This window comes from Marinobacter sp. EN3 (assembly GCF_000475315.1).
GTDB classification, from domain to species: domain Bacteria; phylum Pseudomonadota; class Gammaproteobacteria; order Pseudomonadales; family Oleiphilaceae; genus Marinobacter; species Marinobacter nauticus.
In genome coordinates this window covers 567,004-592,917 of the sequence record NZ_AXCC01000001.1, presented here as the reverse complement: position 1 = coordinate 592,917, position 25,914 = coordinate 567,004, and the positions used below count along the sequence as shown (strand labels likewise).

At 56.2% G+C, this 25,914-nt stretch carries 36 protein-coding genes and 2 pseudogenes; 14 read left to right on the top strand and 24 right to left on the bottom strand.

What is annotated here, in order from left to right; genetic code table 11:
- Window positions 1–268 precede the first annotated feature (268 nt).
- The 9 genes from Q675_RS22315 (at window position 269) to sthA (ending at window position 8,942) form a co-directional block, all read left to right on the top strand.
- Entirely contained in the window at window positions 269–1,615 is a 1,347-nt protein-coding gene (locus Q675_RS22315; protein WP_023010562.1) for a Na(+)-translocating NADH-quinone reductase subunit A, read from the top strand.
- A 4-nt stretch (window positions 1,616–1,619) separates the two neighbouring features.
- Entirely contained in the window at window positions 1,620–2,828 is a 1,209-nt protein-coding gene (locus Q675_RS22310; protein WP_011785404.1) for an NADH:ubiquinone reductase (Na(+)-transporting) subunit B, read from the top strand.
- Window positions 2,821–3,624, top strand: coding sequence for a Na(+)-translocating NADH-quinone reductase subunit C (locus tag Q675_RS22305; protein WP_022991580.1), 804 nt, complete (start codon window positions 2,821–2,823; stop codon window positions 3,622–3,624). The genes Q675_RS22310 and Q675_RS22305 overlap by 8 nt, the downstream gene beginning before the upstream one ends.
- A gap of 2 nt (window positions 3,625–3,626) precedes the next feature.
- Entirely contained in the window at window positions 3,627–4,292 is a 666-nt protein-coding gene (locus tag Q675_RS22300; protein WP_014421083.1) for an NADH:ubiquinone reductase (Na(+)-transporting) subunit D, read from the top strand.
- A complete protein-coding gene (nqrE, locus tag Q675_RS22295) occupies window positions 4,292–4,900 on the top strand; it encodes an NADH:ubiquinone reductase (Na(+)-transporting) subunit E (protein ID WP_011785401.1) in 609 nt (202 codons plus the stop codon). Before Q675_RS22300 ends, nqrE begins: the two co-directional genes overlap by 1 nt.
- 37 nt (window positions 4,901–4,937) lie before the next feature.
- Window positions 4,938–6,164 carry an NADH:ubiquinone reductase (Na(+)-transporting) subunit F gene (nqrF, locus tag Q675_RS22290; protein ID WP_011785400.1) on the top strand — a complete coding sequence of 409 codons (1,227 nt, stop codon included), beginning with the start codon at window positions 4,938–4,940 and terminating at the stop codon, window positions 6,162–6,164.
- Window positions 6,165–6,173: 9 nt separating this feature from the next.
- Entirely contained in the window at window positions 6,174–7,223 is a 1,050-nt protein-coding gene (locus Q675_RS22285; protein WP_031211001.1) for an FAD:protein FMN transferase, read from the top strand.
- Window positions 7,224–7,235: 12 nt separating this feature from the next.
- Complete coding sequence (gene nqrM, locus Q675_RS22280) at window positions 7,236–7,478, top strand: (Na+)-NQR maturation NqrM (protein ID WP_011785398.1); 243 nt, start codon at window positions 7,236–7,238, stop codon at window positions 7,476–7,478.
- Window positions 7,479–7,550: 72 nt separating this feature from the next.
- The gene (gene sthA, locus Q675_RS22275; protein WP_011785397.1) at window positions 7,551–8,942 is read left to right on the top strand and encodes a Si-specific NAD(P)(+) transhydrogenase; all 1,392 of its coding nucleotides are present in this window, start codon (window positions 7,551–7,553) and stop codon (window positions 8,940–8,942) included.
- 28 nt (window positions 8,943–8,970) lie between these two features.
- Here sthA and Q675_RS22270 read toward each other — a convergent pair whose 3' ends face one another.
- The 5 genes from Q675_RS22270 to dusA form a co-directional block, all read right to left on the bottom strand.
- Entirely contained in the window at window positions 8,971–9,744 is a 774-nt protein-coding gene (locus Q675_RS22270; protein ID WP_011785396.1) for a glycerophosphodiester phosphodiesterase, read from the bottom strand.
- Window positions 9,741–10,868 carry a 3-deoxy-7-phosphoheptulonate synthase gene (locus Q675_RS22265; protein ID WP_014421087.1) on the bottom strand — a complete coding sequence of 376 codons (1,128 nt, stop codon included), beginning with the start codon at window positions 10,866–10,868 and terminating at the stop codon, window positions 9,741–9,743. Before Q675_RS22265 ends, Q675_RS22270 begins: the two co-directional genes overlap by 4 nt.
- 14 nt (window positions 10,869–10,882) lie before the next feature.
- A complete protein-coding gene (locus tag Q675_RS22260) occupies window positions 10,883–11,332 on the bottom strand; it encodes a TerB family tellurite resistance protein (protein ID WP_022991577.1) in 450 nt (149 codons plus the stop codon).
- A 26-nt stretch (window positions 11,333–11,358) separates the two neighbouring features.
- A complete protein-coding gene (gene tal, locus Q675_RS22255) occupies window positions 11,359–12,324 on the bottom strand; it encodes a transaldolase (RefSeq protein WP_023010560.1) in 966 nt (321 codons plus the stop codon).
- Between the two features lie 117 nt (window positions 12,325–12,441).
- Complete coding sequence (gene dusA, locus Q675_RS22250; protein WP_031211000.1) at window positions 12,442–13,494, bottom strand: tRNA dihydrouridine(20/20a) synthase DusA; 1,053 nt, start codon at window positions 13,492–13,494, stop codon at window positions 12,442–12,444.
- Window positions 13,495–13,588: 94 nt separating this feature from the next.
- Between dusA and Q675_RS22245 the strand changes: the two genes are divergently transcribed.
- Window positions 13,589–14,665 (top strand): site-specific integrase, encoded by a 1,077-nt coding sequence (locus tag Q675_RS22245; RefSeq protein WP_023010558.1) that lies wholly within the window; start codon window positions 13,589–13,591, stop codon window positions 14,663–14,665.
- A gap of 801 nt (window positions 14,666–15,466) precedes the next feature.
- On the opposite strand, the gene Q675_RS38045 is transcribed toward Q675_RS22245, so the two are convergent.
- From Q675_RS38045 to Q675_RS37695, 4 genes are read right to left on the bottom strand one after another with little or no spacing between them, the layout of a single operon-like run.
- The gene (locus Q675_RS38045) at window positions 15,467–15,760 is read right to left on the bottom strand and encodes a hypothetical protein (protein ID WP_023010556.1); all 294 of its coding nucleotides are present in this window, start codon (window positions 15,758–15,760) and stop codon (window positions 15,467–15,469) included.
- A complete protein-coding gene (locus Q675_RS22240; RefSeq protein ID WP_023010555.1) occupies window positions 15,757–15,975 on the bottom strand; it encodes a hypothetical protein in 219 nt (72 codons plus the stop codon). The genes Q675_RS38045 and Q675_RS22240 overlap by 4 nt, the downstream gene beginning before the upstream one ends.
- Window positions 15,972–16,337, bottom strand: a complete 366-nt coding sequence (locus tag Q675_RS22235; RefSeq protein WP_023010554.1) for a hypothetical protein — start codon at window positions 16,335–16,337, stop codon at window positions 15,972–15,974. The genes Q675_RS22240 and Q675_RS22235 overlap by 4 nt, the downstream gene beginning before the upstream one ends.
- 2 nt (window positions 16,338–16,339) lie before the next feature.
- Window positions 16,340–17,152, bottom strand: a complete 813-nt coding sequence (locus Q675_RS37695) for a Bro-N domain-containing protein (protein ID WP_023010553.1) — start codon at window positions 17,150–17,152, stop codon at window positions 16,340–16,342.
- A 349-nt stretch (window positions 17,153–17,501) separates the two neighbouring features.
- Between Q675_RS37695 and Q675_RS22230 the strand changes: the two genes are divergently transcribed.
- Both Q675_RS22230 and Q675_RS0119000 read left to right on the top strand, forming a co-directional pair.
- Window positions 17,502–17,807, top strand: a complete 306-nt coding sequence (locus tag Q675_RS22230; RefSeq protein ID WP_023010552.1) for a type II toxin-antitoxin system RelE/ParE family toxin — start codon at window positions 17,502–17,504, stop codon at window positions 17,805–17,807.
- Between the two features lie 12 nt (window positions 17,808–17,819).
- Window positions 17,820–18,122: pseudogene (locus Q675_RS0119000) on the top strand (addiction module antidote protein); the annotation flags it as partial.
- Window positions 18,123–18,210: 88 nt separating this feature from the next.
- Here the strand turns inward: Q675_RS0119000 and Q675_RS22225 are convergent.
- The 15 genes from Q675_RS22225 to Q675_RS22155 all read right to left on the bottom strand — a co-directional run bounded on the left by Q675_RS22225 (window position 18,211) and on the right by Q675_RS22155 (window position 24,815).
- On the bottom strand, window positions 18,211–18,471 hold the full coding sequence (locus Q675_RS22225; RefSeq protein WP_023010550.1) for a hypothetical protein: 261 nt from the start codon (window positions 18,469–18,471) through the stop codon (window positions 18,211–18,213).
- The gene (locus Q675_RS22220; RefSeq protein WP_023010549.1) at window positions 18,468–18,833 is read right to left on the bottom strand and encodes a hypothetical protein; all 366 of its coding nucleotides are present in this window, start codon (window positions 18,831–18,833) and stop codon (window positions 18,468–18,470) included. Before Q675_RS22220 ends, Q675_RS22225 begins: the two co-directional genes overlap by 4 nt.
- A gap of 16 nt (window positions 18,834–18,849) precedes the next feature.
- On the bottom strand, window positions 18,850–19,695 hold the full coding sequence (locus Q675_RS22215) for a DUF2303 family protein (RefSeq protein ID WP_023010548.1): 846 nt from the start codon (window positions 19,693–19,695) through the stop codon (window positions 18,850–18,852).
- Between the two features lie 5 nt (window positions 19,696–19,700).
- Complete coding sequence (locus Q675_RS22210; RefSeq protein ID WP_023010547.1) at window positions 19,701–20,075, bottom strand: hypothetical protein; 375 nt, start codon at window positions 20,073–20,075, stop codon at window positions 19,701–19,703.
- Between the two features lie 34 nt (window positions 20,076–20,109).
- Window positions 20,110–20,484, bottom strand: a complete 375-nt coding sequence (locus tag Q675_RS22205) for a hypothetical protein (protein ID WP_023010546.1) — start codon at window positions 20,482–20,484, stop codon at window positions 20,110–20,112.
- A gap of 10 nt (window positions 20,485–20,494) precedes the next feature.
- Window positions 20,495–20,689, bottom strand: a complete 195-nt coding sequence (locus Q675_RS22200) for a hypothetical protein (RefSeq protein ID WP_023010545.1) — start codon at window positions 20,687–20,689, stop codon at window positions 20,495–20,497.
- Window positions 20,679–20,987: a hypothetical protein gene (locus tag Q675_RS22195; protein WP_152525347.1), complete on the bottom strand. Its 309-nt coding sequence runs from the start codon at window positions 20,985–20,987 to the stop codon at window positions 20,679–20,681. Before Q675_RS22195 ends, Q675_RS22200 begins: the two co-directional genes overlap by 11 nt.
- The gene (locus Q675_RS22190) at window positions 20,984–21,178 is read right to left on the bottom strand and encodes a hypothetical protein (protein ID WP_023010543.1); all 195 of its coding nucleotides are present in this window, start codon (window positions 21,176–21,178) and stop codon (window positions 20,984–20,986) included. The genes Q675_RS22195 and Q675_RS22190 overlap by 4 nt, the downstream gene beginning before the upstream one ends.
- A gap of 20 nt (window positions 21,179–21,198) precedes the next feature.
- The gene (locus Q675_RS22185) at window positions 21,199–21,462 is read right to left on the bottom strand and encodes a pyocin activator PrtN family protein (RefSeq protein ID WP_023010542.1); all 264 of its coding nucleotides are present in this window, start codon (window positions 21,460–21,462) and stop codon (window positions 21,199–21,201) included.
- On the bottom strand, window positions 21,459–21,737 hold the full coding sequence (locus Q675_RS22180; protein WP_023010541.1) for a phage antirepressor KilAC domain-containing protein: 279 nt from the start codon (window positions 21,735–21,737) through the stop codon (window positions 21,459–21,461). Before Q675_RS22180 ends, Q675_RS22185 begins: the two co-directional genes overlap by 4 nt.
- The gene (locus tag Q675_RS22175; protein WP_023010540.1) at window positions 21,734–22,207 is read right to left on the bottom strand and encodes a response regulator transcription factor; all 474 of its coding nucleotides are present in this window, start codon (window positions 22,205–22,207) and stop codon (window positions 21,734–21,736) included. The genes Q675_RS22180 and Q675_RS22175 overlap by 4 nt, the downstream gene beginning before the upstream one ends.
- A gap of 236 nt (window positions 22,208–22,443) precedes the next feature.
- Entirely contained in the window at window positions 22,444–22,926 is a 483-nt protein-coding gene (locus Q675_RS22170) for a hypothetical protein (protein WP_023010539.1), read from the bottom strand.
- Window positions 22,923–23,261 carry an STAS-like domain-containing protein gene (locus tag Q675_RS22165; protein ID WP_023010538.1) on the bottom strand — a complete coding sequence of 113 codons (339 nt, stop codon included), beginning with the start codon at window positions 23,259–23,261 and terminating at the stop codon, window positions 22,923–22,925. The genes Q675_RS22170 and Q675_RS22165 overlap by 4 nt, the downstream gene beginning before the upstream one ends.
- Window positions 23,258–24,373 (bottom strand): hypothetical protein, encoded by a 1,116-nt coding sequence (locus tag Q675_RS38040; protein WP_152525346.1) that lies wholly within the window; start codon window positions 24,371–24,373, stop codon window positions 23,258–23,260. Before Q675_RS38040 ends, Q675_RS22165 begins: the two co-directional genes overlap by 4 nt.
- Window positions 24,374–24,395: 22 nt before the next feature.
- Window positions 24,396–24,815: a hypothetical protein gene (locus Q675_RS22155; protein ID WP_152525345.1), complete on the bottom strand. Its 420-nt coding sequence runs from the start codon at window positions 24,813–24,815 to the stop codon at window positions 24,396–24,398.
- Window positions 24,816–24,907: 92 nt separating this feature from the next.
- On the opposite strand from Q675_RS22155, the gene Q675_RS22150 reads away from it, so the two are divergent.
- Window positions 24,908–25,144, top strand: coding sequence for a transcriptional regulator (locus Q675_RS22150; protein WP_081698828.1), 237 nt, complete (start codon window positions 24,908–24,910; stop codon window positions 25,142–25,144).
- Window positions 25,145–25,152: 8 nt separating this feature from the next.
- A pseudogene (locus Q675_RS22145) lies at window positions 25,153–25,848 on the top strand (hypothetical protein).
- The last annotated feature ends 66 nt before the right edge of the window (window positions 25,849–25,914 follow it).

Here is a 25,914-nt window from a genome sequence, read left to right as displayed (position 1 = left end):
CCGGGGTTTTTTGTTACTTCGGCCGTACAAAACCATTTTTGTTACCGGTGGAAATAGGTTTCCTTAATCTCTATAATTGGCGCGATTTTGGGTATGTCTGGCACCCCGTTTCTCATCTTTTCCTGCGTCAAATGGCAAACAGCAGCAACTGCTATGGCATTTGAACCTCAAGGTGCAGCCGTTCGGCGCAATCCGGACAGGAAACCAGGGCCGCAGGGGCCGGGCGTTACAAATCCACAGAATAGTTTCTGATGATTGGATGAGGCTAATGATCAAGATCAAAAAAGGCCTGGATCTTCCCATCAGCGGCGCTCCCGAACAGACCATTACTGACGGCAAGCCGGTTCGCCACGTGGCGCTCATCGGTTTTGACTATCACGGCATGAAGCCGACGATGGCTGTGAAAGAGGGAGACCGTGTCAAGCGCGGTACGCTGCTGTTCACGGACAAGAAGACCGAAGGCGTTCGTTATACTTCCCCCGCTGCAGGCGTGGTGAAAGAAATCAATCGCGGTGAGCGTCGCGTTTTCCAGTCTGTCGTGATCGAAATTGATGGCGACGATGCGGAAACCTATGCCCGCTACAGCGATTCCGACCTCGCCGGCCTGGAACGCCAGCAGGTGGTTGATAACCTGGTAGAGTCCGGCCTGTGGACAGCTTTCCGTACACGTCCCTACAGCAAGGTTCCTGAGATCGACTCTGCGCCGAATTCGATTTTTGTGTCTGTTATGGACACCAATCCGCTGGCGGCAGACCCCACCGTTATCATCGGCGAAAATAGCAAGGCTTTTGAAAAAGGCCTGACTATTATCTCCCGCCTGACCAACGGCAAAGTGTTTGTGACCGGCAAGCCCGGCTCTAACGTTGCCGTGCCCAAGGCTGACAATATCGAAGTGCATCAGTTTGATGGCGTGCATCCGGCAGGCAATGTCGGTACCCATATCCATCACCTGGACCCGGTATCGGCCAGCAAGACTGTCTGGTTTATCAACTACCAGGATGTGATCGATATCGCCAAGCTGTTCGAAACCGGTGAAGTGCCGGTCGAGCGCATTGTCGCTATTGGTGGCCCCAAGGCTGTGAAGCCGCGCCTGGTTCGTACCCGTCTGGGTGCCAGCCTGCCGGAACTTCTGGACGGTGAAGTTGCCACAGACTGTGAAGTCCGTGCCATCTCCGGCTCTGTGTTCGGTGGCCGTCGCGGTGATGGCCCCTGTGCTTACCTGGGGCGGTTCGCCAACCAGATTACTGTTCTGGAAGAACACAGCAAACGCGAGTTCATGGGCTGGTTGTCGCCGGGTCCCAACAAGTTCTCCGTGCTGAACATCTATCTGTCCAAGCTCAATCCCGGCAAGCTGTTCAACTTCACGACCACGACCAACGGTAGTGAGCGTGCGATGGTGCCGGTGGGTGCCTATGAGCAGGTGATGCCTCTGGATATTCTGCCAACGCAGCTGCTGCGCTCGCTGATTGTGGGCGACACTGAAATGGCACAGAAACTGGGTGCCCTGGAGCTGGACGAAGAAGATCTGGCGCTGTGCACCTTCGTGTGCCCCGGCAAATATGAATACGGTCCGATTCTCCGTGAGAACCTGACCCGAATCGAGATCGAGGGCTAATACGATGGCAATCCGACAGTTTCTCGATGGAATCGAGCACCACTTTGAGAAAGGCGGCAAGTACGAGCGCTGGTATGCACTGTACGAAGCCGTTGATACCATTTTCTATTCGCCTGCGAGCGTGACCAAAACCACCGCTCATGTGCGTGACGGCATAGACCTCAAGCGCATCATGATCACGGTGTGGCTGTGTACGTTCCCGGCCATGTTCTTCGGCATGTGGAACATTGGCTTCCAGGCCAACAACTTCCTGGCTTCCAACCCGGATGCGATGATTGCCGACGGTGGACTGCGTGAGGCATTCATTACCGCACTGGCGGTAACCGGAGCCGGCGCTGGCTTGTGGGATAACTTCGTCTATGGCATGGCTTATTTCGTGCCCATTTACGCGGTTACCTTTATTGTAGGTGGCTTCTGGGAAGTCCTGTTCGCGACCGTGCGCAAGCACGAAGTGAACGAAGGTTTCTTCGTCACTTCCGTTCTGTTCGCGCTGATCTGCCCGCCGACCATCCCGCTCTGGCAGGTGGCGCTGGGTATCACCTTCGGTGTGGTTATCGGTAAGGAAGTGTTCGGCGGTACCGGCAAGAACTTCCTGAACCCGGCACTGACCGGCCGTGCTTTCCTGTACTTCGCTTATCCGGCACAGATCTCCGGCGATACCGTCTGGACGGCGGTAGACGGCTTCAGTGGCGCTACGGCCCTGAGCTGGGCTGCCTCTGGTGGCCTCGAAGCACTGGAAGCCCAGATTGGCTGGATGAACGCTTTTGTGGGCACCATTCAGGGCTCCATGGGTGAAACTTCCACTATCGCCATTCTGATTGGTGGTCTGATCCTGCTGGCCATGAAGATCGCCTCCTACCGGATTGTCGGTGGTGTGCTGATCGGCATGATCGGTATGTCGCTGCTGCTGAATCTTATCGGTTCAGAAACCAATCCGATGTTCGGCGTACCGGCACACTGGCACCTGGTTATGGGCGGCTTTGCCTTCGGTATGATGTTCATGGCAACGGATCCGGTATCTGCCGCCATGACCAACACCGGTCGCTGGTGCTTCGGTATCCTGGTGGGCGTGATGACGGTGCTGATCCGTGTGATCAACCCGGCCTTCCCTGAAGGCATCATGCTGGCGATCCTGTTCGCTAACCTGTTTGCGCCGCTGATGGACCACTACGTGGTTCAGGCCAACATCAAACGGAGGCTTGCTCGTGGCTAAAGCAAAAGATACCGTCTCCAGAACCCTGATGGTGGCGCTGGTACTGAGTATTGTGTTCTCGGTTGTGGTTTCCACGGCTGCGGTCATGCTCCGTCCCGCGCAGATCCAGAACCAGAATCTGGACATCAAAACTAACATCCTTTCTGCCGCCGGCATGCTTGAGCCAGGCTCAACCGCGCAGGACATTGAAGAGACGTTTGCACGCTTCGATGTCCGCCTGGTCGACCTCGACAAGGGCGATTTTGTAGAGCCGTCTGCTGTGGGGGTTCAGGATCCCATGAAGTACGACATGTACAAGGCTGCTTCCGATCCGGAGATGTCGACCAACATCCCGTCGTCTGAAGACAAAGCTGGCATCAAGCGTCGTCCGAACGTTGCCAAGGTCTACACCCTGAGCGAGAACGGCGAGCTGGTTCGTGTGGTGCTTCCGATTCACGGCTACGGTCTGTGGTCTACCCTGTACGGCTTCGTTTCCCTTGAAGGCGACCTCAATACTATTGAAGGTTTGGGTTTCTACGCCCACGCGGAAACGCCGGGCCTGGGTGGTGAAGTTGATAACCCGCGCTGGAAACAGCAGTGGGTAGGCAAGGAACTCTACAGTGACGATCCGACCGAACCCCAGATCCGTCTGGTGAAAGGTGGGGTCAGCGCCGATGCCAAGGACAAGGAACACAAGATTGACGCGCTCTCTGGTGCCACACTGACCAGTCGTGGTGTCGAGCAGCTCGTGAACTACTGGATGGGTGAGCGCGGCTTCGCCCCGTTCCTGAAAAAACTTCGTGAAGGGGAGGTCTGATCATGGCAGGCTCAACAGCCAAACAGGTTCTCTTCGAACCAATCTTCAGTAACAACCCGATCGCCCTTCAGATCCTTGGTATCTGTTCGGCGCTGGCGGTAACCACCAGCATGAGCGTGAGTATCGTCATGTGTCTGGCGGTTACAGCCGTTACCGCATTTTCCAACCTGGCGGTCTCTCTGGTAAGAACCCAGATCCCGGGAAGTATCCGGATCATCGTGCAGATGACCATCATTGCTTCCCTGGTCATCGTGGTAGACCAGATTCTCAAGGCCTATGCCTATGAAATCTCCAAGCAGCTATCGGTATTCGTTGGTCTGATCATCACCAACTGTATCGTTATGGGCCGCGCGGAAGGTTTCGCCATGACCAATCCGCCGCTGATGAGCTTCCTGGATGGTATCGGTAACGGCCTGGGTTATTCGGTTATTCTGCTGTTCGTGGCGTTCTTCCGTGAGCTGCTGGGTGCCGGTTCGCTGTTCGGCGTAAGCCTGATGCCTGTCGTTAACGAAGGCGGCTGGTACGTACCGAATGGTCTGCTGCTGCTGCCGCCGAGTGCGTTCTTCATCATCGGCCTGGCGATCTGGGGCCTGCGTACCTGGAAGCCGGAGCAAGTAGAAGAGCCTGACTACAAACTGTCTCGCCATACCGTCAAGGAGGCCTTCTGATGGAACACTATCTGAGCCTCCTGCTTAAGGCGATCTTTGTTGAAAACATGGCGTTGGCGTTCTTCCTGGGGATGTGTACCTTCCTGGCCATCTCCAAGAAGATCGAAGCGGCGACTGGTCTGGGTATCGCCGTTGTGGTGGTACTGACCGTCACCGTACCGGTGAATAACCTGCTTTATAACACCATCCTGCGTGAAGGTGCCCTGGACTGGGCCGGTCTGCCGAATGTGGACCTGAGCTTCCTGGGCCTGCTGACATACATCGGTGTTATCGCCGCGATCGTACAGATCATGGAAATGGTGCTGGATAAATACATTCCGGCCCTGTACGCGGCGCTGGGTGTGTTCCTGCCGCTGATTACGGTTAACTGCGCCATCCTTGGGGCGTCACTGTTCATGGTTGAGCGTGACTACACCTTTGGCGAGAGTCTGGTGTATGGCTTCGGCGCTGGCGTTGGCTGGGCTCTGGCCATCATTGCTCTGGCGGGTATCCGTGAAAAGCTCAAGTACAGCGATGTTCCGAACGGACTGCGTGGCCTTGGCATCACCTTCATTACCGTTGGTCTGATGTCACTGGGTTTCATGTCGTTCTCAGGCATCTCCCTGTAATTCACCCGGTGATTCGGTTTAACGAAAAGGCGAGACCATGAATACAGAAATTATTCTCGGCGTGGTCATGTTCACCGTTATCGTTCTGGCGCTGGTTGCGGTTATCCTCGCAGCCCGCTCCAAGCTGGTAAGCACCGGTGACGTGACCATTGAGATCAACGACGACCCCGAGCACACGCTCAAGACCGCCGCGGGCGGTAAGCTGCTGGGTACTCTGGCCAACAGCGGCATCTACCTGTCCTCTGCCTGTGGCGGTGGCGGTACCTGTGCCCAGTGCAAGTGCAAGGTTCTGGACGGCGGTGGCGCCATGCTGCCGACGGAAAAGACCCACTTCACCAACCGTGAAGAAAAAGAAGGCTGGCGCCTGTCCTGCCAGGTTCCTGTGAAGCAGGATATGAAGATCGAAGTGCCGGAAGAGTTCTTCGGTGTGAAGAAGTGGGAATGTGAGGTTATCTCCAACCACAACGTGGCCACCTTCATCAAGGAACTGGTACTGAAGCTGCCGGAAGGCGAGGAGGTAGACTTCCGCGCTGGCGGTTATGTACAGCTGGAGTGCCCTCCGTACGAAATCAACTTCAAGGATTTCGATATCGAGGAAGAGTTCCACGAAGACTGGGACAAGCACGATATCTGGCGCTACAAGGGCGTGAACAAGGAAGAAACCATCCGGGCCTACTCCATGGCGAACTACCCGGAAGAAAAAGGTCTTCTCAAGTTCAACATCCGTATTGCCACGCCACCTCCTGGTACCGACCATCCGCCGGGTATCATGTCCACTTACGTGTTCAACCTGAAGCCGGGCGACAAGGTTACCGTGATGGGACCGTTTGGTGAGTTCTTCGCCAAGGATACCGATGCGGAAATGGTATTCATCGGTGGTGGTGCCGGTATGGCGCCGATGCGTTCTCACATCTTCGACCAGCTCAAACGCCTGAACTCCAAGCGCAAGATCAGCTTCTGGTACGGTGCGCGTAGCGTACGCGAAATGTTCTACGTGGAAGACTTCGACGGTCTGGCTGCAGAGAACGACAACTTCGAGTGGCACGTGGCGCTTTCAGACCCCCTGCCAACCGATGACTGGAACGGCCCTACGGGCTTTATCCACAACGTGTTGTACGAAAACTATCTGAAGGACCATCCGGCTCCGGAAGACTGTGAGTTCTACATGTGTGGACCCCCAATCATGAACGCGTCTGTGATCAAGATGTTGAAAGATCTTGGTGTAGAGGACGAGAACATCATGCTGGATGACTTCGGAGGTTAATCAGACCGCATGACATCCCGCATGTTCCGACCCGCCAGGGTAGCCGTGGTCAGCGTCTTTATGGCGCTGGCTCTGGCCACCCTGGCGGGTTGTTCGTTTCAGGAAGAAGAAAAAGTCTGGGAGATCTCTGGCGGGATTTTCGGGACGACCTATCACATTAACGTCGTATTGCCAGAAGATGAGCAACGGCTTCAGACTCTGGCCAAGGGCATCGAGAGCACGCTGGATCAGGTGGACAATGCCATGTCGACCTGGAAGCCGGATTCCGAGCTGTCTCAGTTGAACAGTCTGCGGGACCAGTCGGAGTGGGTTGAGCTTTCGCCGGCATTGTTCGAGGTTATCCGGCGGTCAGTCGAGATTGCTGAACTGACGGGTGGGGCGTTCGACGTGACCATTGGCCCGGTAGTGAATCTCTGGGGGTTTGGGCCCAAGGCGCGGCCTGAACAGATACCCTCCGACGATGAACTGAACACCGTACTTGGTGGCACCGGTTGGGAGCACCTGGAGTTCGATGAATTGGCCAGTGCCATTCGCAGCGAGAAGCCCCAGTACATTGATCTGTCGGGTATTGCCAAGGGCTATGGCGTGGATGCGGTGGCCCGTTACCTCGACAGTGAAGGTGTTGGCGCTTACCTTGTGGAAGTGGGCGGCGAAGTGCGTACCAATGGACGCAAGCCGGACGGTACCGCCTGGCGTCTGGCTATTGAGCAACCGATAGAGCAGGGCCGGGCAGTAAATAGTGTGGTGGCGCTGGATGCTCAGGCCATGGCGACGTCCGGCGATTATCGTAACTATTACGAATCGAACGGCCAGCGGTACTCCCATACAATAGACCCTGAGACGGGAAAGCCGATTGGTCATCGACTGGCATCGGTTACGGTTATTGCAGAAGACTGTATCACGGCAGATGCCTTGGCAACCGGCTTTAATGTGATGGGTTTTGACAAGGCCATGGGCCTGGCAACCCGTGAAAACATTCCCGCATTTTTTATTGTGAGGGGAGACAACGGCTTTGAAACCCATCAGACACCGGCGTTCTCGTCTTACCTTGTCCAGTAAAGGAGGGCAGTAATGGGTACCTTTCTTTTGGTGTTGTTTATTGTGGTGCTGCTGATTGCCGGTATGTCGATCGGTGTGATTTTCGGTCGAAAGCCGATCAGCGGAACCTGCGGTGGTATTGGCGCTCTGGGAATCAGTACTTCCTGTGAGATTTGCGGGGGCAATACCCAGAAATGCGAAGAGAGCCGGAGCGGCTCGGATGAGCCAGTAAAAGCGGAAGACCTGGCATACGATGCCACCAAGGCCGACAAATAACCGCTCCAGGCCAACAATACATTAATAACTATAGCTACGCTTTCAGAGTGTAGATAAGGAGTCAGTGCGCGCATGGCAGAGCATCATTACGACGTGGTGGTTATTGGCGCCGGTCCTTCGGGAGAAGGGGCGGCAATGAATGCGGCGAAGCACAACAGGCGCGTCGCGATCATTGAAGACAAGCCTACGGTTGGCGGTAACTGCACCCACTGGGGCACCATTCCGTCCAAGGCACTGCGTCACTCGGTCAAGCAGATCATCACCTTCAACACCAACCAGATGTTCCGGGACATTGGTGAACCGCGCTGGTTCTCTTTTCCGCGGGTATTGCAGAACGCCCAGAAGGTGATTGGCAAACAGGTGAAGCTGCGCACTCAGTTCTATTCCCGTAACCGGGTAGACCTTATCAACGGCCGTGCCGCATTTGTCGACAAGCACCGGTTGGAAATCCGTGGCAACAAGTCCGTGGAAACCATCCATTTCAAACAGGCCATCATTGCCACCGGTTCCCGCCCGTACCTGCCGCCCGATGTCGACTTCCGTCATCATCGGATCTACAACTCAGACTCCATTCTGAATCTGTCCCACACCCCGCGTACCCTGATTATCTACGGTGCCGGTGTCATTGGGTCGGAATACGCCTCTATCTTTGCTGGACTGGGTGTGAAGGTAGACCTGATCAACCCGGGCAGTCGCTTGCTGTCGTTCCTGGATGATGAAATTTCCGATGCCCTGAGTTACCACCTGCGTAACAACGGTGTATTGGTTCGCCACAATGAGCAGTATGAATCCGTGAAAGGTGACGATCACGGCGTTGTACTGTCACTGCAATCCGGCAAGAAGATTCGGGCCGATGCCTTCCTGTGGTGTAATGGCCGTAGCGGCAATACCGAGAATCTGGGGCTTGAGAACGTGGGCCTGACACCGAACAGCCGGGGCCAGCTGGCAGTAGACGAGCATTACCGCACGGAAGTCGAGCATATCTATGCCGCCGGCGATGTGATTGGCTGGCCAAGCCTGGCCAGTGCCGCTTACGACCAGGGGCGGGCGGCCTCGTCTGACATTACCCAGGACGAGTATTTCCGCTTTGTGGACGACGTGCCTACCGGCATTTATACCATTCCGGAAATCAGCTCTGTTGGTAAAACCGAGCGCGAACTGACCGAAGCCAAAGTGCCATACGATGTCGGCCAGGCGTTCTTCAAGGATCTGGCGAGGGCGCAGATTACCGGCGAAGCCGTGGGCATGCTGAAGATTCTGTTCCACCGGGAGACCCGGGAAATTCTGGGGATACACTGCTTTGGTGACCAGGCTGCCGAGATTGTTCACATCGGCCAGGCCATTATGAATCAGGAAGGGGAAGCCAATTCCCTGAACTACTTCATCAATACCACCTTCAACTATCCGACCATGGCGGAAGCTTATCGGGTAGCTGCCCTCAACGGCCTGAACCGTATCTTCTGATCAGACCGTTGCCCACCAGAGCCTTGCTTCAGGCGGGCTCTGGTGAGGTTTCCCGGATCGGCAGATTCAACACCGCCTTGGCCCGGTTGTCGAAAAACATACGGGTGCTGGTGGGGTAATCGGTGATAATACTGTCGACCCCCATCTCTTCCAGAAGCAGCATGTCGTGGATACGGTTAACCGTCCAGGTAGAGACATGCATGTTCCGTCGATGTGCCGTCTCGACCATGCCTTTGGTCAGAATTTTCCAGTTCACACAGAAATATTCGCAGCCCAGCCGGGTGGCCAGGTTCAGTGGCTTGGGAAACTTGCGCTCGGCTACCAGGCCGATGCGTATGTTTTTGTCGCGCCGCCGGATTTCTCGCAGAAACCAGGGATCGGACGAGGTGATGGCGGCCGTCTGGTACAAATCCCGGCGCTGGATGATCTCGGTCAGGCGATTGCACAGGATGTTCAGCCTGTGCCGTGCATCCTTTTTCACTTCCAGTTGAAGGTGCTCAATGTCATCAAACTGATCGAGCAGATTCTCCAGCGAGGGTATACCGGTTTTCCGGGACCATGAGCTGGTATTGCGGCGCGCATCCATCTCGGCCAGTTCGGCGGCGGTATACTTGCCGACACTGCCTTTCTGGCCGGTGGTGCGGTCCACGGTCAGATCGTGCACCAGTACCGGGATGCCGTCTTTAGACAGCACCAGATCCAGCTCAAAATGCCGGATGCCATGCCGGTGGGCATGGATGAAGCCAGGCATGGTGTTTTCCGGAGCCTCTCCTTTGGCTCCACGGTGACCATAAACGATCATTCTGCTGTAGTTTCCCTGAGGCGTTGGTAGATGGCCTGGCGTTTCTTCCAGGTCTCGTGGCACAGGCGAATATCTTCCAGGTAGGCCGGCAGTTCGCTCATCAGAAGCGCCTGAGGGCCGTCAACCAGGGCTTTCTCCGGTTTTGGGTGGAAGTCCACCAGCACCATGTTGGCGCCGGCAATGACCCCCTGTGCGGTCGCGTGCATCACATCAAGAATACCATCCGGTGACTGGTCCCGGCTGCCCACGGAGTGTGATGGGTCCACACACACCGGCATGCGGGTCAGGCGTTTGACCGCAGGCACATGGGCAAAGTCCACCATATTGCGGTGGGGCAGGCCGGCCTCGGTTTTCATACCGCGTAAACAGAAAATGACGTTGGCGTTGCCCTCGCTGGCCAGATACTCGGCTGCATTCAGGGATTCGTTCAGGGTGATACCGAAACCACGCTTCAGGAGCACCGGGTAGGTGCTCTGCCGGCCAATGGCCTTGAGCAGCTCGAAGTTCTGGGTGTTGCGGGTGCCTACCTGCAACATCACGCCGGTTGGCCGGCCGAGTTTTTCCAGGCAGGTGTCGATTTCCTCGATATGGCTTTCATGGGTGATTTCCATGGCAATCACCTTGATGCCATGCTTGCCTGCTTTCTCGAACACCCAGGGCAGGCAGCCCTTGCCGTGGCCCTGGAAGGAGTAAGGGTTGGTGCGCGGCTTGTAGGCACCCATTCGGGTACATACCTCACCGTTGTCTTCCAGCGCCTGCAGCATCATTTCCACATGCTCGGGTACGTCCACCGCGCAAAGGCCGGCGAAAATGTTCAGGTTGTTCTGGCTGAACTCCACGCCGTTATAAGTAAACCCACTCTGGCGTTGGTCATCCTTGTGGCGCCCAAGAATCCGGTAATCCTCGGAAATCCGGATGGCGCGTTCCACCGCCGGCAGGGCTTCAATTTCTGCTTTTTCCAGGGATTTGGTGTCGCCCAGCAGGTAGATTTCGGTCAGTCGCTGGCTGGCACCCTGAATTTCGTGTACCCGGATACTGACGCCCGGAAGGTTTTCCAGGTATTCCATGGTCTGGCGATAGGCTTCACTATCGAGAGCGGTATTGGGGTGAAGAATGGCTAACATGGAATCTCCTTGAATCAGGATGCGGATTCTTCCGCCCGGTGCCGGGCCTGCATGAACTCGCGATGATTAAGATGCAGCAGGTCTGCCATTCGGCGAATAAGGTGTTCCTCGTATTTGTCGATACGGCCGTCGGCAAAGGCTACCCGCCAGATGCTCTCCAACAGGGATTGCTTCTGTTGCTGATCCAGATGATCGTTAATCTGCCCGGTAAACTGATACAACGATGTGGCGTCCTCGGCGTGGGCGAGGGCATCGTGCAGGATTTCCTCAGCCTCTTCCCGGGTAATCTGATGAGCCCTCACCGCACAGTCGACAATGGTCTTCAGTTCCCGCTCATCTTCCTGGTTATCGACCCGTGACAGTTGCACCATCAGGGCCGTGGCTGCCACGGCCAGTTGATGTGCATCCGGCTCGACCGGCTCTGACTCGGCAACGGAAAACAGTTTCTTCAGGCGTTCGATCATGGTCAGTTACTTCGTTTCAACAAATGTCAGGCCGCCTGGGCGAGCTGGCGGACCCGGTGCTCCAGTTCGATCTGGTCTGCCGCAAAACGGCGAATGCCATCAGCCAGCTTTTCGGTGGCCATGGCGTCTTCGTTGGATTCCCAGCGGAACTGCTTCTCGTTAATCTGGCCCGGCTTGTCGTGCGAGGAGGCCGTCTCCGGGTTGAGTTTCCTGGCCAGAGAGCCCTGATCATCCTTCAACTCCTGCAGCAGTGCCGGACTGATGGTGAGCCGGTCGCAGCCGGCCAGCATTTCGATTTCGCCGGTGTTGCGGAAGCTGGCACCCATTACCACCGTGTTGAAGCCATTGGCCTTGTAGTAATTGTAGATGCGTGAAACCGAAAGTACGCCAGGATCTTCCTCGGCCGGATAGCTGTCGCGCCCGGAGCTGGCCAGGTGCCAGTCGAGGATACGGCCAACGAACGGTGAAATCAGATGGGCGCCGGCCTGGGCGCACGCCACTGCCTGCACAAAAGAAAAGAGCAGCGTCAGGTTGCAGCGGATGCCCTCCTTCTCAAGCTGCTCTGCTGCACGGATACCCTCCCAGGTGGAGGCGATCTTGATCAAAACACGGTTAGTGTCCACGCCCTGGCGATCGTAAAAGTCCACCAGGCGGCGGGCACGTTCCAGAGTGGCAGAGGTGTCGAAGGACAACCGGGCATCTACCTCGGTGGAGACCACGCCCGGAATCAGCCCGAGAATTTCCTTGCCAGCCAGCACTGCCAACATGTCGGTTGCGACCGTCAGCTGTTCGGCATCCGAGCCACCGTGTTGTGCAGCATGGGCCACGGCCTTTTCCAGCATGGGCCGATACGCCTCAGAGGCCGCGGCCTTCAGCAACAGAGAAGGGTTGGTGGTGGCGTCTTCCGGGCGCCACTGCCGGATAGCTTCGATATCGCCGGTGTCGGCCACAACCGTGGTCATGGTTTTAAGCTGTGCGAGTTTGCTGTTCATTCGTCCTGTCACCCCGATGGTTCGGTGTTATTCGGGCATTCATCCACAATGCCCTTTTAACTCCTACAATAACGGCAGCTTACGACAGTAACAAGACAACAAAAGGTATGGTGGCGATCAGGTTTCCAAACTGGGTTCCGGTTCTCTGACTTTCGCCAGCGCCTGTTCGACTACTTCCAGCCCGGAGCCGGGTTTGTTGGCATTCTCACTCAGATGGCGGCGGAACTGCCGTCCCCCCGGCTGCCCGAGGAACAGGCCCATGATATGGCGGGTAATGTGGGTGAGGTACACGCCCCGGTCCAGCTCCTGCTGAATGAACGGGAACATGGCCCGGAGCGCCTCATGGCGACTGGTAACGGCCGGTGGCTCGCCGAAAAGCTCAGCGTCTACCTCGGCCAGCAGCCAGGGATTGTGGTAGGCCTCTCGCCCCAGCATCACGCCATCGGTGTGGGTCAGGTGCTCGTGGCACTCCCCGAAGGTTTTTATGCCGCCGTTGATGATGATTTCCAGGTGCGGATAGGCCTGTTTCAGACGATACACCCAGTCGTATTTGAGGGGTGGAATATCGCGGTTCTCCTTCGGGCTCAAGCCTTCAAGAACGGCGATGCGGGCATGCACAATGAACGTTTTGCAGCCGGCTGCTGCCACGGTTTCAATAAACTCGCACAGCTCGTCCCAGGATTCCCGGCCGTTAATACCAATGCGGTGCTTTACCGTAACCGGAAGGTCGGTGGCCTCAATCATTGCGGCCACGCCCTCTGCTACCTTGTCTGGATGACCCATCAGGCAGGCGCCGATCATGTTGTTCTGCACCCGGTCGCTGGGGCAACCCACGTTCAGGTTAACCTCGCTGAATCCGAACTGTTGCGCCAGACGCGCGCAATGGGCCAACTCGTTAGCGTCGCTGCCGCCGAGCTGAAGCGCCAGCGGATACTCTGAAACATCGTGGCGCAGAAAGCGCTCGGTATCGCCATGGATGAGCGCACCTGTGGTGACCATTTCTGTATAAAGCAGCGCCCGCTTGCTGAGGATGCGGGCCAGGTAACGAAAGTGCGGGGTGGTCCAGTCCATCATTGGAGCGACTGAAAGCCGACGAGATAGCTTCCCGCCAGTGTTTGCGCTGCTTTCCGCTGAATTTCCTGCTTTTTCTAGCTCGCTATTATAGACCATTTATTGCCCATTTTTACCCGTTTTTGTAGTATTGGTGCTCCAAAAGTGCTCCCGAAATCCGTTTGGAGCACCGCATCAGGGAGCGTGGAGCACCGTGCCTACCATTACTGCAAGAACCCGTGCCGATGGTACCAAATCATACCGGGCTGCGATCCGCCTCAAGCGGAAAGGGAAGATAGTATATCGTGAAAGCCGCACCTTTGACCGTAAGGCTTTGGCGAAAGATTGGGCAAACCGTCGTGAACTGGAGCTCCAGGAGCCCGGCGCTATTGATAAGGTTCGTCATCGTGGTGTGACCATCGGTGATTTGATCGTCCGGTACCAGCGAGAGTTTGGCGCTGGCTTTGGGCGAAGCAAGGCCATGGATATGGAGCGGCTCCAGACCTATGACCTGGCAAAGCTCGATGCGCTGGAGATCCAGAGTCAGGATTTTGTGGCGCACGTTGCCGAGCGGGTCAAAACGGTGAAGCCGCAGACGGCTGCCAATGACCTGATCTGGCTGCGTGGCGTGCTCAAGACTGCACGCAGTGCCTGGGGAATACCCGTGGCGCTGGATGCTTTGAACGATGCTGCAGAGACCTGCCGCCGGGAGCGCTTGGTGGCGAAGCCCGGCAAACGGGATCGAAGGCCTACACTCGGTGAGCTGGAGAAGATTCTTGAATACGGTAAGTCTACGGAGTCCCGGCGCAAGGTGCGCACTGGCGATGTCATACTGTTTGCGCTGTTTTCAGCTCGCCGTCAGGATGAAATTACCAGGATCCGATGGACTGACCTGGATGAGCGGACCCAGAGTGTGATCGTTCCTGATATGAAGCACCCGAGCCAGAAAGCCGGCAATAACCGGCGTGTCTATCTCACTGATGAGGCCTGGTCCATCATCCAGCAGCAGCCGGAGGTGGATGAGAGAATCTTCCCCTTCAACTCAAAATCCATCAGTACCCGGTTTACGGAGTGGTGCAAGTTCCTGGGCATTGCGGACCTGCACTTTCATGATCTCAGGCACGAGTGCATCAGCTGGTTATTCGAGCGTGGATGGGATATTCCGCGGGTGGCGGGGGTGAGTGGGCATACCACTTGGTCTTCTCTTCAGAGGTACACCCATCTGAGCCAGCATGAGCCTCACGACAAGTATGAAGGATGGCGCTATCGACCGCGTTTGAATGTGAGATAAAAAAGAAAGGCGGACTCGCCGCCTTTCTTAACCGATTTAACGGTTACTGTCTGGGGTTCTCCGCACCCTGTGCCAGCTGTTTCCTGGTTTCGAGGTTGGAGGTAACGGTTTGTTGTCGGGTACCGTTGCCCAGTTGTCGGTTGAGCCCCCTCGTGGGCCAGTTTCACGATATATACCGCCGTCGCGGCCGGAGCTTTGTCCGGGTTTCTTGGAGTCAGCCATTGCTTTAACACCTGTTGGCTAAACCCAGCAGAAGAATCCTAATGGTGAAAAGTTGAAAGTTTGCACTCAGTAAACTACTCTTCACACCCGATTGCGACATCGGTGGCGGCTGCTAGGTGATTTATCGGGCCCGCCCTGCTGTGTTGGGGCTGCAACCTCAACACAGCAATTCCTACCCATTCCGAACGGTTCTAAAGATAGAGCCATTCATCTCCAATGCTCATCGTTTTGTAACTATTTGTCAACTATATGTGGGTTTTTCTTATCCGTTTAGCACTACAGGTTGTGTTTTTGGATGGCGTGCGGCGACCCTGCACTTTGTAAAAACGTTGTTAAATGTGATCTTCTCCCTCCTTGCAGATTGGAAGAACCGTTATAGCTTCTCAAGTGTGGCCACACTTTTCTTTTAATCTCAAAGGAGTATAGAGATGCAAACGAATGAGAAGCTGAACAAACGGAACCAGTGCGAGGAAGCCCTGGTGGCCATCGGTGATCTGGCCAAAACTGGCAGCCGGCTGCAGGAGGTCTTGTCAGCAGGGCTTGTTTCGGGGCGGGTTGCTGATGCGTGCAATTACCTGTTCACCGAGATAGCGGATCTCGCCGGCTCTGCCGATCCTGCCAACGCTGGTAGTGATACCTGATCTGCCGGTAAACCGTGGCAGCCTGCGGGCTGTGGTCCAGTTGCGCCCGTGACTGGATGCCGCAGGCCTGCAGGATGAATTCCCGGGCATCCTCCTCTGTGTGGGTGCCATCGGGAATGTCCAGGTTAAACTTGGCCGCCCTGCGCCTGTCGAGATACAGCCGGAACTGGCTGTCCTGGCAGAGCAGGGCGGCATTCCGTGCAAGGAAGCCGCCCTTTACCTCTGAGCTCATACCGCCTTCCGCTGCTGCTTTTGCACCACCAGCGACAATTCCCGCAGGGTGATGGTGGAAAGTGACTTGCCCTTGCGCTCCAGCTCCTCGAGTACATCCGCCTGGTCTTCCAGGTTCATGTGGTGAAGCTTGACCGCTGGCTGCAGCAGGTCGATGGCCTGCAGGGTTTGACGGATCTGGGTGGCGCTCATGCCGCCGGTGAGTGGGTGTGTCATGCTGCGTTCTCCCTTGTGATGGGTTTGCCGGCTTCAATGATTCTGTCCAGCAGGGCGGCGTAGTCGTCCATCTGCTGCATGCGGGCCTGGTAATCGTCGGGTGCCTGATCGATCAGGAATGATGTGAAGTCCAGCTGCACCCTTACCTTTGCTACTGCCGGGGTTGCTTCCGACGGGCAGTAGTTGGAGTCCGTCGGGAATACCTCACTGTCCAGCGACTGAATATGGCCAGACAGGTCACAGAAGGCATGGGCCAACCCACGGCGGTTGATGATGGCGCACAGCAGGAAGATTTCTTCCGCGCGGCCATACAGCCATTCGGTCATTTGCTCGGTGGTCAGTTGGTTGATTGCCTGAGTCATGGTTACTCCTCCTCCTGAAACAGTGCCAGCATGTCGTGCATGCCGCGGTTGGCTTTCTGCAGTTTGTCCAGCTCTGGATGGTGCAAGGGGTTCACGATGCCGTTGCTGTCGATATCCAGGCACACCAGTGTGGGTGCGCTGAGCATGGGGCCGGTTTCTACCTTGAGCACCTGGCGGATGAAGTCTTTCTCTGCCCGGTTCATGGCTTTCACCCAGCGCTGGGTGATTGGCCGCAGCTGCTCCACCATGAAGATGGCATCCTGCGCTTGCCTGGTGGTGAGGTCTTCCACCCGGCGCACTCCGAAGTGGTTACGGATGCGTTCGTTGATGGCGTAGGACGCGCCTTTGCTGCGGAAGCCGACCGTGACGGACCGGATGGCAGCGGAGAGCTGTTCGCGCAACTGGTAGCTGGCGCGGTCGGCGGGTGGATGCATGTATATTTTGTCGAGTACATCCAGTACCCACTTGCGGAAGTGCTTCGCCTTGTCTGTGCGGGCGAACATGGCCAGGAGGTGGCAGCCGCGTGGGGAGAAAATGCGGACTGTTTTAGTGAGGTTTCCCGAGAACCCCGAATCGGTGTTCTCGGATGAGCCCCCGCTGCTGAGAGTGATGGTCTCCGTCATACCGCTTGTGAATTCGTCAGAGTTCTCGCGATACAAACGACTTACTTTATCGGCCCTGGAGTAGCCTAATGCACGGGCAAGGTCGGCTGCTGCGAGCCAGGGCTGGCCGTTGTGGTCGATAATAGAGAGTTCAGTGCCTTCAAATACCAGGTATCCGGACGGTGCGGGCGCACCTTGGGTGTGATTATGCATGACATTGGTTCCTGTACTCGGTTAAGGAACCCGCCGACCTGTCGCCAAACAGGTGGAGCGGGACCGCACGGGTTGGCGAACCGGGTACAGGATCCGGCAGACCCCGAAGGGTCTCCCGCACGGCCCGCCCCATAACGCTGGGCTTGCCATGCTCTGAGCACAAAAAAACCGCTGACTCGAACGGAGACGCGGTGTGCTCTCCTGTACTGCGCGGGTCGCCAAACCCGGCCGCTGATTTTGCAGCGACGGGGTTAGTATAGGCCGGGCGGTTTCTGGTGGTCAATTTTTCTGTACTATTCGTTACTATTCCTGCATTGTTTTTCTGTATTCGGTTGGATACACTTTGATCATGAACAAACTGAACGAAACGGATGTTTTCAGTGATTGGCTGGCTAAGCTGAGGGATCCGATAGGGAAGGCCAGCATACTTCGCCGGATTAAAAGGGCCCGTAAGGGCAACTTTGGTGACCATGAACCCGTTGGCGACAGTGTTTCTGAAATGCGGTTGTTCACGGGGCCGGGGTATCGTCTTTACTACACGATGGTTGAAGACGAGGTTTACTGGCTTCTGGTTGGCGGAGATAAGTCCACTCAGGATAAAGACATAGAGAAGGCCAAGGAAATGGCTGCTGATATTCACGGGAAGAACCCGTGAGAGGTGATGAATATGACTGTTAATCAGGAAGCAATTGAAAAGTACGGTGTTCGCCCCTTCGATGTGGCGGAGTACCTGGATGATGATGAGGTCATCGTTGCCTACCTGTCCGAGATTCTTGTTGATGGTGACATGGACGAGCTTCTTGAAGCGCTCGGTGAGGTCGCCAGAGCAAGGGGTATGAGTAAGCTGTCGGAAGATACCGGCCTTGGCCGGGAGAGTCTTTATAAGGCGTTGAGCCCTGGTGCAAAGCCGCGATTTGAGACTATCAATCGCATTCTGAAGGGGCTGGGTGTCAACCTGCGAGCTGAGCCTGCTAAGCCGCAAGTCACCAGAACGGCAACGGCTACCTATACGCACCATAGCCGTCGCGGCCTGAAGACTTCCGCAGTTAAGCGTCGCTCTAGTAGCAGGTTGAAACACGCTTAAGTTCTCTCTCGTTTGCTGGAATGTTTCCAGGGATAATCTGTGGCCGGAGTTGGAAAAGCCGCTCCGGCCTGATCACCGCTTCCACCACCAGAATCTCTGCCTTGATGGCCTGCCGGATCCGAGCGCACCAGCGCAGGGCCACTCCGGGAATGGCCTTGCCCCGGTTTGCATTGCCTACCAGCCTCCTGGCCTGCTGGTAGGCGGCCAGGAGTCTGTTCAGGCGGGCGGTGATCACGCCGCACCCCGCATAGCCGCCATCTTGATCGGCTTGTCCTGAGCCAGCAGCAACTGGAGGTAGGCAATGTACTGGTCCGCCTCCGTCAGTTGCTCCCGGAAGTGCTCTTCCTGCTCCTGCTGGTTGTGGAAGTCATAGAAGTAGAAAAGAATGTCCACCTCGGCCAGTTTCCCCGGCCTTGGCAAGGCAGAGTCTTCTCTGTGTACTGCATCGATTGGCTGGACATCTGCACTCATAGCTTTGGTGTTGCCGAACAGGCTAACGAATGCCTGAGCCAGTCCGCGCTTGCTGACTTCCAGCGACAGTTCGCAGATCTTCAGGGTGCGCTCTCTGAGCAGGTCAATCATTTGTTCCTGGTTCATCAAATTCCGTCCTCTGTTACGGCTTGAAGTTGCCCACGAAGGTGTCCACAAACTGGCCGTCCAGTTCGTGTTCCAGCTTCTCGCGGAATTCGTTGGCCATGTCCTCCTGGTGGTGCTCCAGGCGCACGATGCGCATTATCAGGCGCGGTGTTTCGCCGGTGATCAGGCTTACCCGTAGGCGGAATGTGCGGCTGGGCAGGCCGTGGTAGGGCTCGCAGGTGAATTCGATGAAGGCCGGCAGGGTGTCTTTGTTCTGCGCTTCGATCTCGCTCATGGCGCTGCGGCGGCCACCGAAGGTTTTGTCTTCACTGGTGGTTTCCTGCTTCGCGCCAATGGTGATCCGGCGCACGGCTGCCACTGCTGAGGGCAGGGGCAGGGCGGTGCCTTCCTCGTTGGTGGCTTCCAGCTGCGGTGCCCAGTCTTCCAGCCATTCGGCAAGTTCCTTCTGGTCCATGGCACGGCCATCCTTGCCCAGCAGTTCCTGGAAGGCGGCGGTTTTCGGCAGCTTCAGGTGCGCGGTGTGGTCGCCGTGGCCCGGCTCTTCGATCGTGCCCAAATCAAAGAACACCTTGGCAGTCATGAACTCCGGATCCACAAAGCATGGGATGGTCACGTCTGGCTCTGCGCCGTTGGCCTGAACTTCACCGGCCATCTGGTTGGTGTACTCCGCGAACTGGTCAATCTGGGTGGTGGTCAGTTCGCCCCGGTACCGGCGGCGAAGTGGCATGAAGCGTTCCAGGCTCTCAATTTTCACACCTTCCGGCAGCGGGATAGCGGTATGGCAGGATTCTTCCAGCACTGCTTCCAGTGCGCCGTTGGCCTTCAGGGTGGCGGACAGGTATTCAAGCGCTTGCTTTTCCATGGGGATCATTCCTCGGTGTTTTGTGGGGTTTGTGGCTCACCTTTGCGGGTGAACAACTGGTTCTGGTTCTCCGGGAAGATGCTCACCTTGCCGCCGGTGTTCACGTGCATCGGGGTTTCAGTGGTGTCTTCCTCTGAGATCTTGCCGCGCATGGTGGGCACGGTGTACTTGAGGGTGTGGGCGATGTTCACTTGGTAGCTGTTGCCGATGCGCTGGAAGTTCAGCTTCAGGTCAAGGTTGCCCTTGGCATCGTGGTCCACAACTCCGCCGGCCACTTCGCTGATGGCGCGGGCGATCTTCTGCAGGAATACGCCGCCGTCCAGGTCTTCCAGGAAGCGGACAACATCGGTGTCCCGGTGGTTGGGTGCTGGTGCATCCATGGTGATACTCCTGTGGGTTCTGTTATTGGTGATATCAGGGCAACGTGCGGGCCGCTGGTGCGGGTGGCGCTGCCGGTCGGGTGCCGCTGTTACAGCGGTCGCGGAAGGTGTCACAGTTCATGGCGCTGAGGTTATCTGCCACCCTGTCGATCGCCTCCGCACCCATGAACTTCTGCAGGTCCGTGCCGGTGGTCATCAGGAAGGTGAACAACTGCAGGGCCTGTCGCATGTAGCGGGGTTCCAGGTACTTGAACTCGCGCAGGTTCAGGGGGTTCAGGTCGCCGTCCCACAGGGCCAGCAGGAACTGGCCGGCGTGGCGCGCGTTGCTGCAGTTGCCGTTGGCGGCCAGATCGTGCAGGTCACGCAGGGCGCGTTCGATATCGTTGGCGGTGGCTCTCATGGTGATCATGATGTGGTCCTCACTGGTTCTTGCTATCCACCAGACGCAACCGAGGGCGCAGGCGAGTAACAACAGGTGGCTGATCATTGGCGGCTTCCTCTACGTGTGGCCGGTACCGGAATCCGTCCTGCTTCCACACCAGGCGTTTGCCCTGGGCCTTGGCAAGCCGGATCAGGTCGATGACGCGGGTGTTCTCTGGCAAATCAATTTGCATGGCTTGTCTCCGTGGTGACTCCGCGGCCGGTAAAGCGGCCTTTTTGCAATATCCGGATAGTCGTTGACACCCGGCGGATGCGTTCGGCTACCTCCTCCGGGGCGCGCTGGGTGGACCGCACAATGTGCACTGCCCGCCGGCGCACTTCGTCGTGCAGGTCTTCCGGGTACCGGTGCACGTGCTGGTCGATCGCGCGGATGATGTCGCCGCGCTTGCCGTCCTTTACCGCCTGCCAGATAGCCTTCCAGCTGAGCAGTTCGCTTTCCTCAATGGTCTTCATGCGTTCTCCTGGGTTCACGATCCTTCGTATTCATCGTTGGCTTGTTCGATCAGCTGCTGAATCTCCGCGAGAGTCATCTGCTCCACCGGCTTGCCGGTTTGCAGAATTTGCGTGGCCAGCAGCATCTGGTAACTAAAGTTGGTCTCCGTCACCTCATTGGAGAGGTTGAACAGCGGCCGCAACGTGCTGGTGACTGTCTTGATGTCCATGTCGGGCTACCCTTTCGTTATCAGGCCGCGTTTACCTGGTCCCACTCCCGGCGGGCTTTGCGGCGTTGGTCGTCGATGTAGTTGGCCAGATCCTGCGCGCTCACCAGCCAGGGGCTTTTCTGGGTGCCGGCCCGGTAGGCGGTTACCGGCAGCTGCTGGCGGGCGGCGCGCTTCTTGGCCATGTCCGGCTTGAGGCCGAAGAACTTTTCGCACACGTCTTCCAGCGGGATTTCGGCAGTACCGAACTCCGCCATCAGCGCGAAAAAGGTAGAGATCTGCTTCACGAGGCCTCCTGAATGTCGATCTGCTCTGCGAATTCTTCACGCAGGAATTCCAGGCCGGCGGGCGTAACCAGCGTTTTGGCGCTGTGCTGCAGGCCCCGGGTAGGGTGGTTGAATGATTTTGTTTGCACCTGGAACAGGCCGCGCTGGGTGTAGCGCCAATTGGGCAGGCGCTGGTTGTCCAGGATGCCGCGCTGCTTCATCGCGCGGATCATCTTGCGCGGGCCCAGATTCAGGCACCGTGCGGCTTCCTGCAGGCTGATGTTTTCCGGAATCATGCTGCCTCCCTATCTCCCGGGCGGAGATGCTCAAGGTTCATGGGCTGGATAACGCTGTAATCGTCGTTGCCGCGCCGTTGAGTGACCCGAACCCGGGCCGTGCGCGGAGTGCGAACAACCGCCGTGTCACTGCCGGTACCGGGCAGTCCCATTGCGGCGGCAAGCAACAGGAAGCCTGCCGTGCGGCTGGCTGATTTGGTGGCGCGGGCAGCCTTCCGGCCTGCGGATTGCGCCCGCACCAGTCCGGCATCCCAGACCCTGCTGATCAGCAGGCCCCGGGTGGATGCATCAAACCGGCGCATCAGGGCAGCCAGGTGAAATTTCACCGTGCCCAGGGTGATGCCGACCAGAATGCCGATCGCGCCGTTGTCCTTGCCTTCCACGACCCACACCAGCACTTCCCGCTGACGCGGGGTCAGGGTGTTGTTCGGGTCGTGGATTTCGAATTCGGTGCCGTGTGAAGTAGTCATACGCAACTCTTTAGTTAGCTTTAATGGTTGAAAGGTAGAATAAAGCTAATCGGTGAGTCAAGTAAAACTAACTATTTTTGTGTATTTCGGGACTGTTTTTCGTTTGGAGGAGAGTGGTGTGGTGTGGCGGGGTCATTTTCGTGACGGTACGAAAATGGTCTGGTGGCTGGTGTTGCGGGCACAAAAAAGCCCCGGAGGTGGTGGCCTGCGGGGCTTTGCGGTTCTCTTTGGCAATTCTATTTCTTCAAAAGATATTGCTTCTGGTAGATCGGCTCGCGTTTGAGTTTTGCTATTTGTCTAACCATTCTGGAAATTCTGGCTTTTTCGGCATCCACTCCTCGATCCGAGTGCTCCATGTTCATCGTCACAGATTTTCGGACCTCGGCGAAAGCTTTGGCAGGGAACTCACGTGAGGGGCTCAATTTGCATATCTGCTGCGTGTAGAACGTGCAGTTGACGACAGAGGAAGTCAGTTGAGCGGGTACTATTTTGCTATCTGCGTCTTTCCAGAACTCAACCGCAACTGCTTCCATTTCCTCGATTTTCCCCAAGGCCGCCTCGATAGATTTATTGATCTCTGCGTTGTCAGCGATTTCTCTGGTTTGGCGACCCCGCACGCGCCAGCCAAGCAAGGCGATGCCCCACCCCGCAAGCGCGACTATCCAGCGCATTATCGCGTCTAGTACTTGAAGCCAGGTGAGTCCTTCGCCTTCGCTCATTGCGTTGCGCTTCCTGCTCCTTTGGTTGCATCGAGCAGGTAACTTTTGATTTCTTCGGCGAGGCTTGGGTCTTCCTCAGATACTATGTGATTGCAGAGCTCTCTAGCTTGTGCCTCGTTGATAACTTGTTTTCTGACCAATCCGCCAAATGCTTCCTCCAAGAACGAGGATCCGTAACCGAAGGTGCCATCCAGGTCAATTTGAATGTTTGTTCCTGACTCTTTTATGGCGGGTTCCAGAATGGTTTCTCGGAACTCCTCACCAGAAAACGGGCCCAGCTTTTTGAATCGAGGCCCCGGGAATTCGGTGAATTCTCTAACTTTGATCGTTTTCACGCTGCTAACTCCTTGATCGGGACCGACCACTCTATGACAGTGCCCTGGATCGAAAGTTTCTGCTCATCTTTGACTGCCCAGGGGTGAACCTTCCCGGATTTTGTAGTTTTGTTGCTACCGCGAAAACAGCCTTTATTGCTGTATATGGACAAATTTGCTTTTACGTAGTGATCCAGTAATCCCATGATATCTTTCCCGCCCTTGCCTCGATGTTTCTGTTGGGTCCGGCTTTTGCTCAGGTAGGTGGACGCGTGGATTAGGTCTGAATCATTGTTGCCTTTGATGTTCAGGAAGTTGAGAACGGCATTTATGCTTGCTTTGGAGTGTTTTTGTGGGATTGTCGTCGGAATCCCAACACCCAAGTCGCATACTACAACCACAAGGTCGTTCAGATTAATGCCTACAAACATCCACCACCTGCGGTCGTCGATTTCCAGTCCGTCAGGACGAATGGTCGGATAGGCATGGTCGACACAGTTTGATATCGCTTCTATCGCCCCACGATAAAGTCGCCGTTTTGCAACGGGTGGCAATCTATCATTCACTTGGTTAATCAGCGACCCCGCTATGCTGCCTTCTGCAACTGTTCCTTGGCTGTGCTGCCAGCAATCAACATTGGCATAGGATGGAACATCTCTTTCGGGCTTTCCAATTAATTTGAAGAAACCGATTCGATTAAGAACGCTTTCGACAATATAGGTTTCGTTTCCATATCTGGAGTCATGGCGACGGGGTGGCCTGATGCAGCTTAGTTTCGTGTCGGGGTAATGCGTTACTAGGCGATCCAGTTCTGCAACGAATAGAAGACCCGCAGCTGCTGAGATCGACTTGGTATCCCTGAAACAGATTCGCACTTTACTGCTTCTTGAAATTGCTAAACGGAGTGCTTTAAGAAAGCTAACGGTACGGGTGTGATCTCTACTGGTGTAAAGATTGATGTTAGGTGGTGCCTTAACTTCCTTGGTCCAAGTTTCCCTTTTGGCCCGTTGCACCTTCTTTTTACGTCGGACGAGGCGCTCTGCGTGGTGTGTCTTTGCATGCCGTATAGATCGCCAGTGGCGCTTGCGGTCGATCTTCTGCTTAAGTCCTTTCGGAAGACGAGTTTTTTTCATGCTTGATAGCTATTGAGTCTTTTTACTGATCGGCTTTTTTTGTGGCAGCAAATGCATTGAGGGTCATAGTAATGCCTTCAGCAATGCTTGGGGTCATGACCCTTGCCGCCGTCAGGTGCGCAATGCACTCGATCATCCTGGCGTGTTCCGGGGAGGCCTTGGCGATCTCTGCCATAGGTGATGAACCGGTGGAGTCGTCGTCCTCGGCGTAAGTTTTCGGACCGATCCCGAAGGCAAGCCACCAATACCGATAGCCGGTCAACTCGGAAAAGCCTTTCAGATTGTCGAGGTTGATATTGCCCTTTCGCTTCCAGTTCAAAACGGAGGTGCGGGCAACGCCCATGGTGTCCGCAATCTCGCTCATGGCAAGCGGGCCATTGTCGATGGCTTCGCGGATACGGGCGGCTCTGGCATTGAAGTCGATTTCTTTCATGACTCGCATGTTAGCCTCAAACTAATCCGAACATAAGAAATTAAACTTGATCAGTAATTAGCGTGACGCTACTCTGTCTAAAACTAATTGGGAGATAGTGCATGGCTAATCGGATGCTTGATCAGGTTGCGTCTGCTCTGGGAAGCAAAGTGGAGGTCGCGAGGGTCTGCGGTGTCAGGCCGCCGACTCTCTATAAGTGGACGCGAATTCCTGCGCATTACGTGCTTGCTCTTGAGGAAGCCATTGCTGAAAAGGGTGGTGACATCGATCGCTACTCCATGAGGCCGGACATATACGGCCAGTCTCCACAGTCTACTGAGCGGCAATCTGTCGCATAACTGGCCGGATGGATGGGGGAAGTATGAGCAAGCTGCGACCAATCCTTTTTCAGGACGAAATGGTCAGGGCCATTCTGCAGGGCCGGAAGACGCAGACGCGGCGGGTGATGAAGGTTCAGCCGCCGAGCGATAGGCACTAGCTGCTGCACATCATGGACTCAACGAACACGCGCCAAGTAGGTAAAAGCCATTGGGCAGTCCTCAACGCTGAAAAAACCAGCGTGATTGAGAGTGACAAAAGGTATTTCTCATGCCCCTACGGCAGGCCCGGCGACCGGCTTTGGGTGAGGGAGACGTTTCAGGGGCCGCTGGTTTCTTACGATCGCGCCCAGGAATTCTATGAAGACAGGCTGAAGTTCGAGTCTCCGGAGTATTGCGAGTATCGAGCGGACGGTGGCCCTGATCCTGTTTTTGTGGATGCTGACGACGAGGAAAGGCACGGCTGGAAGCCCTCCATCCACATGCCACGCTGGGCCAGCCGTATCAACCTGGAGATCACCGGCGTTCGGGTGGAGCGGTTGCAGGATATCAGTGAGCAGGACGCAAAAGCGGAAGGTGTTGAACCAGCCCAATGTTGTGACGCGCACTACCACGGATTCAGCAAGCTCTGGCAATCCATCAACGGTCCGGACTCATGGGATGCAAACCCCTGGGTGTGGGTTGTCGAGTTCAAGCGGGTTGAACAGGAGGGTGAGGTTGTATGAGCGAAGCACCGTTCAGTGCGAACCATGGGCCGGACCTAACGATACGAATAGCGGAGGCGGTGCACC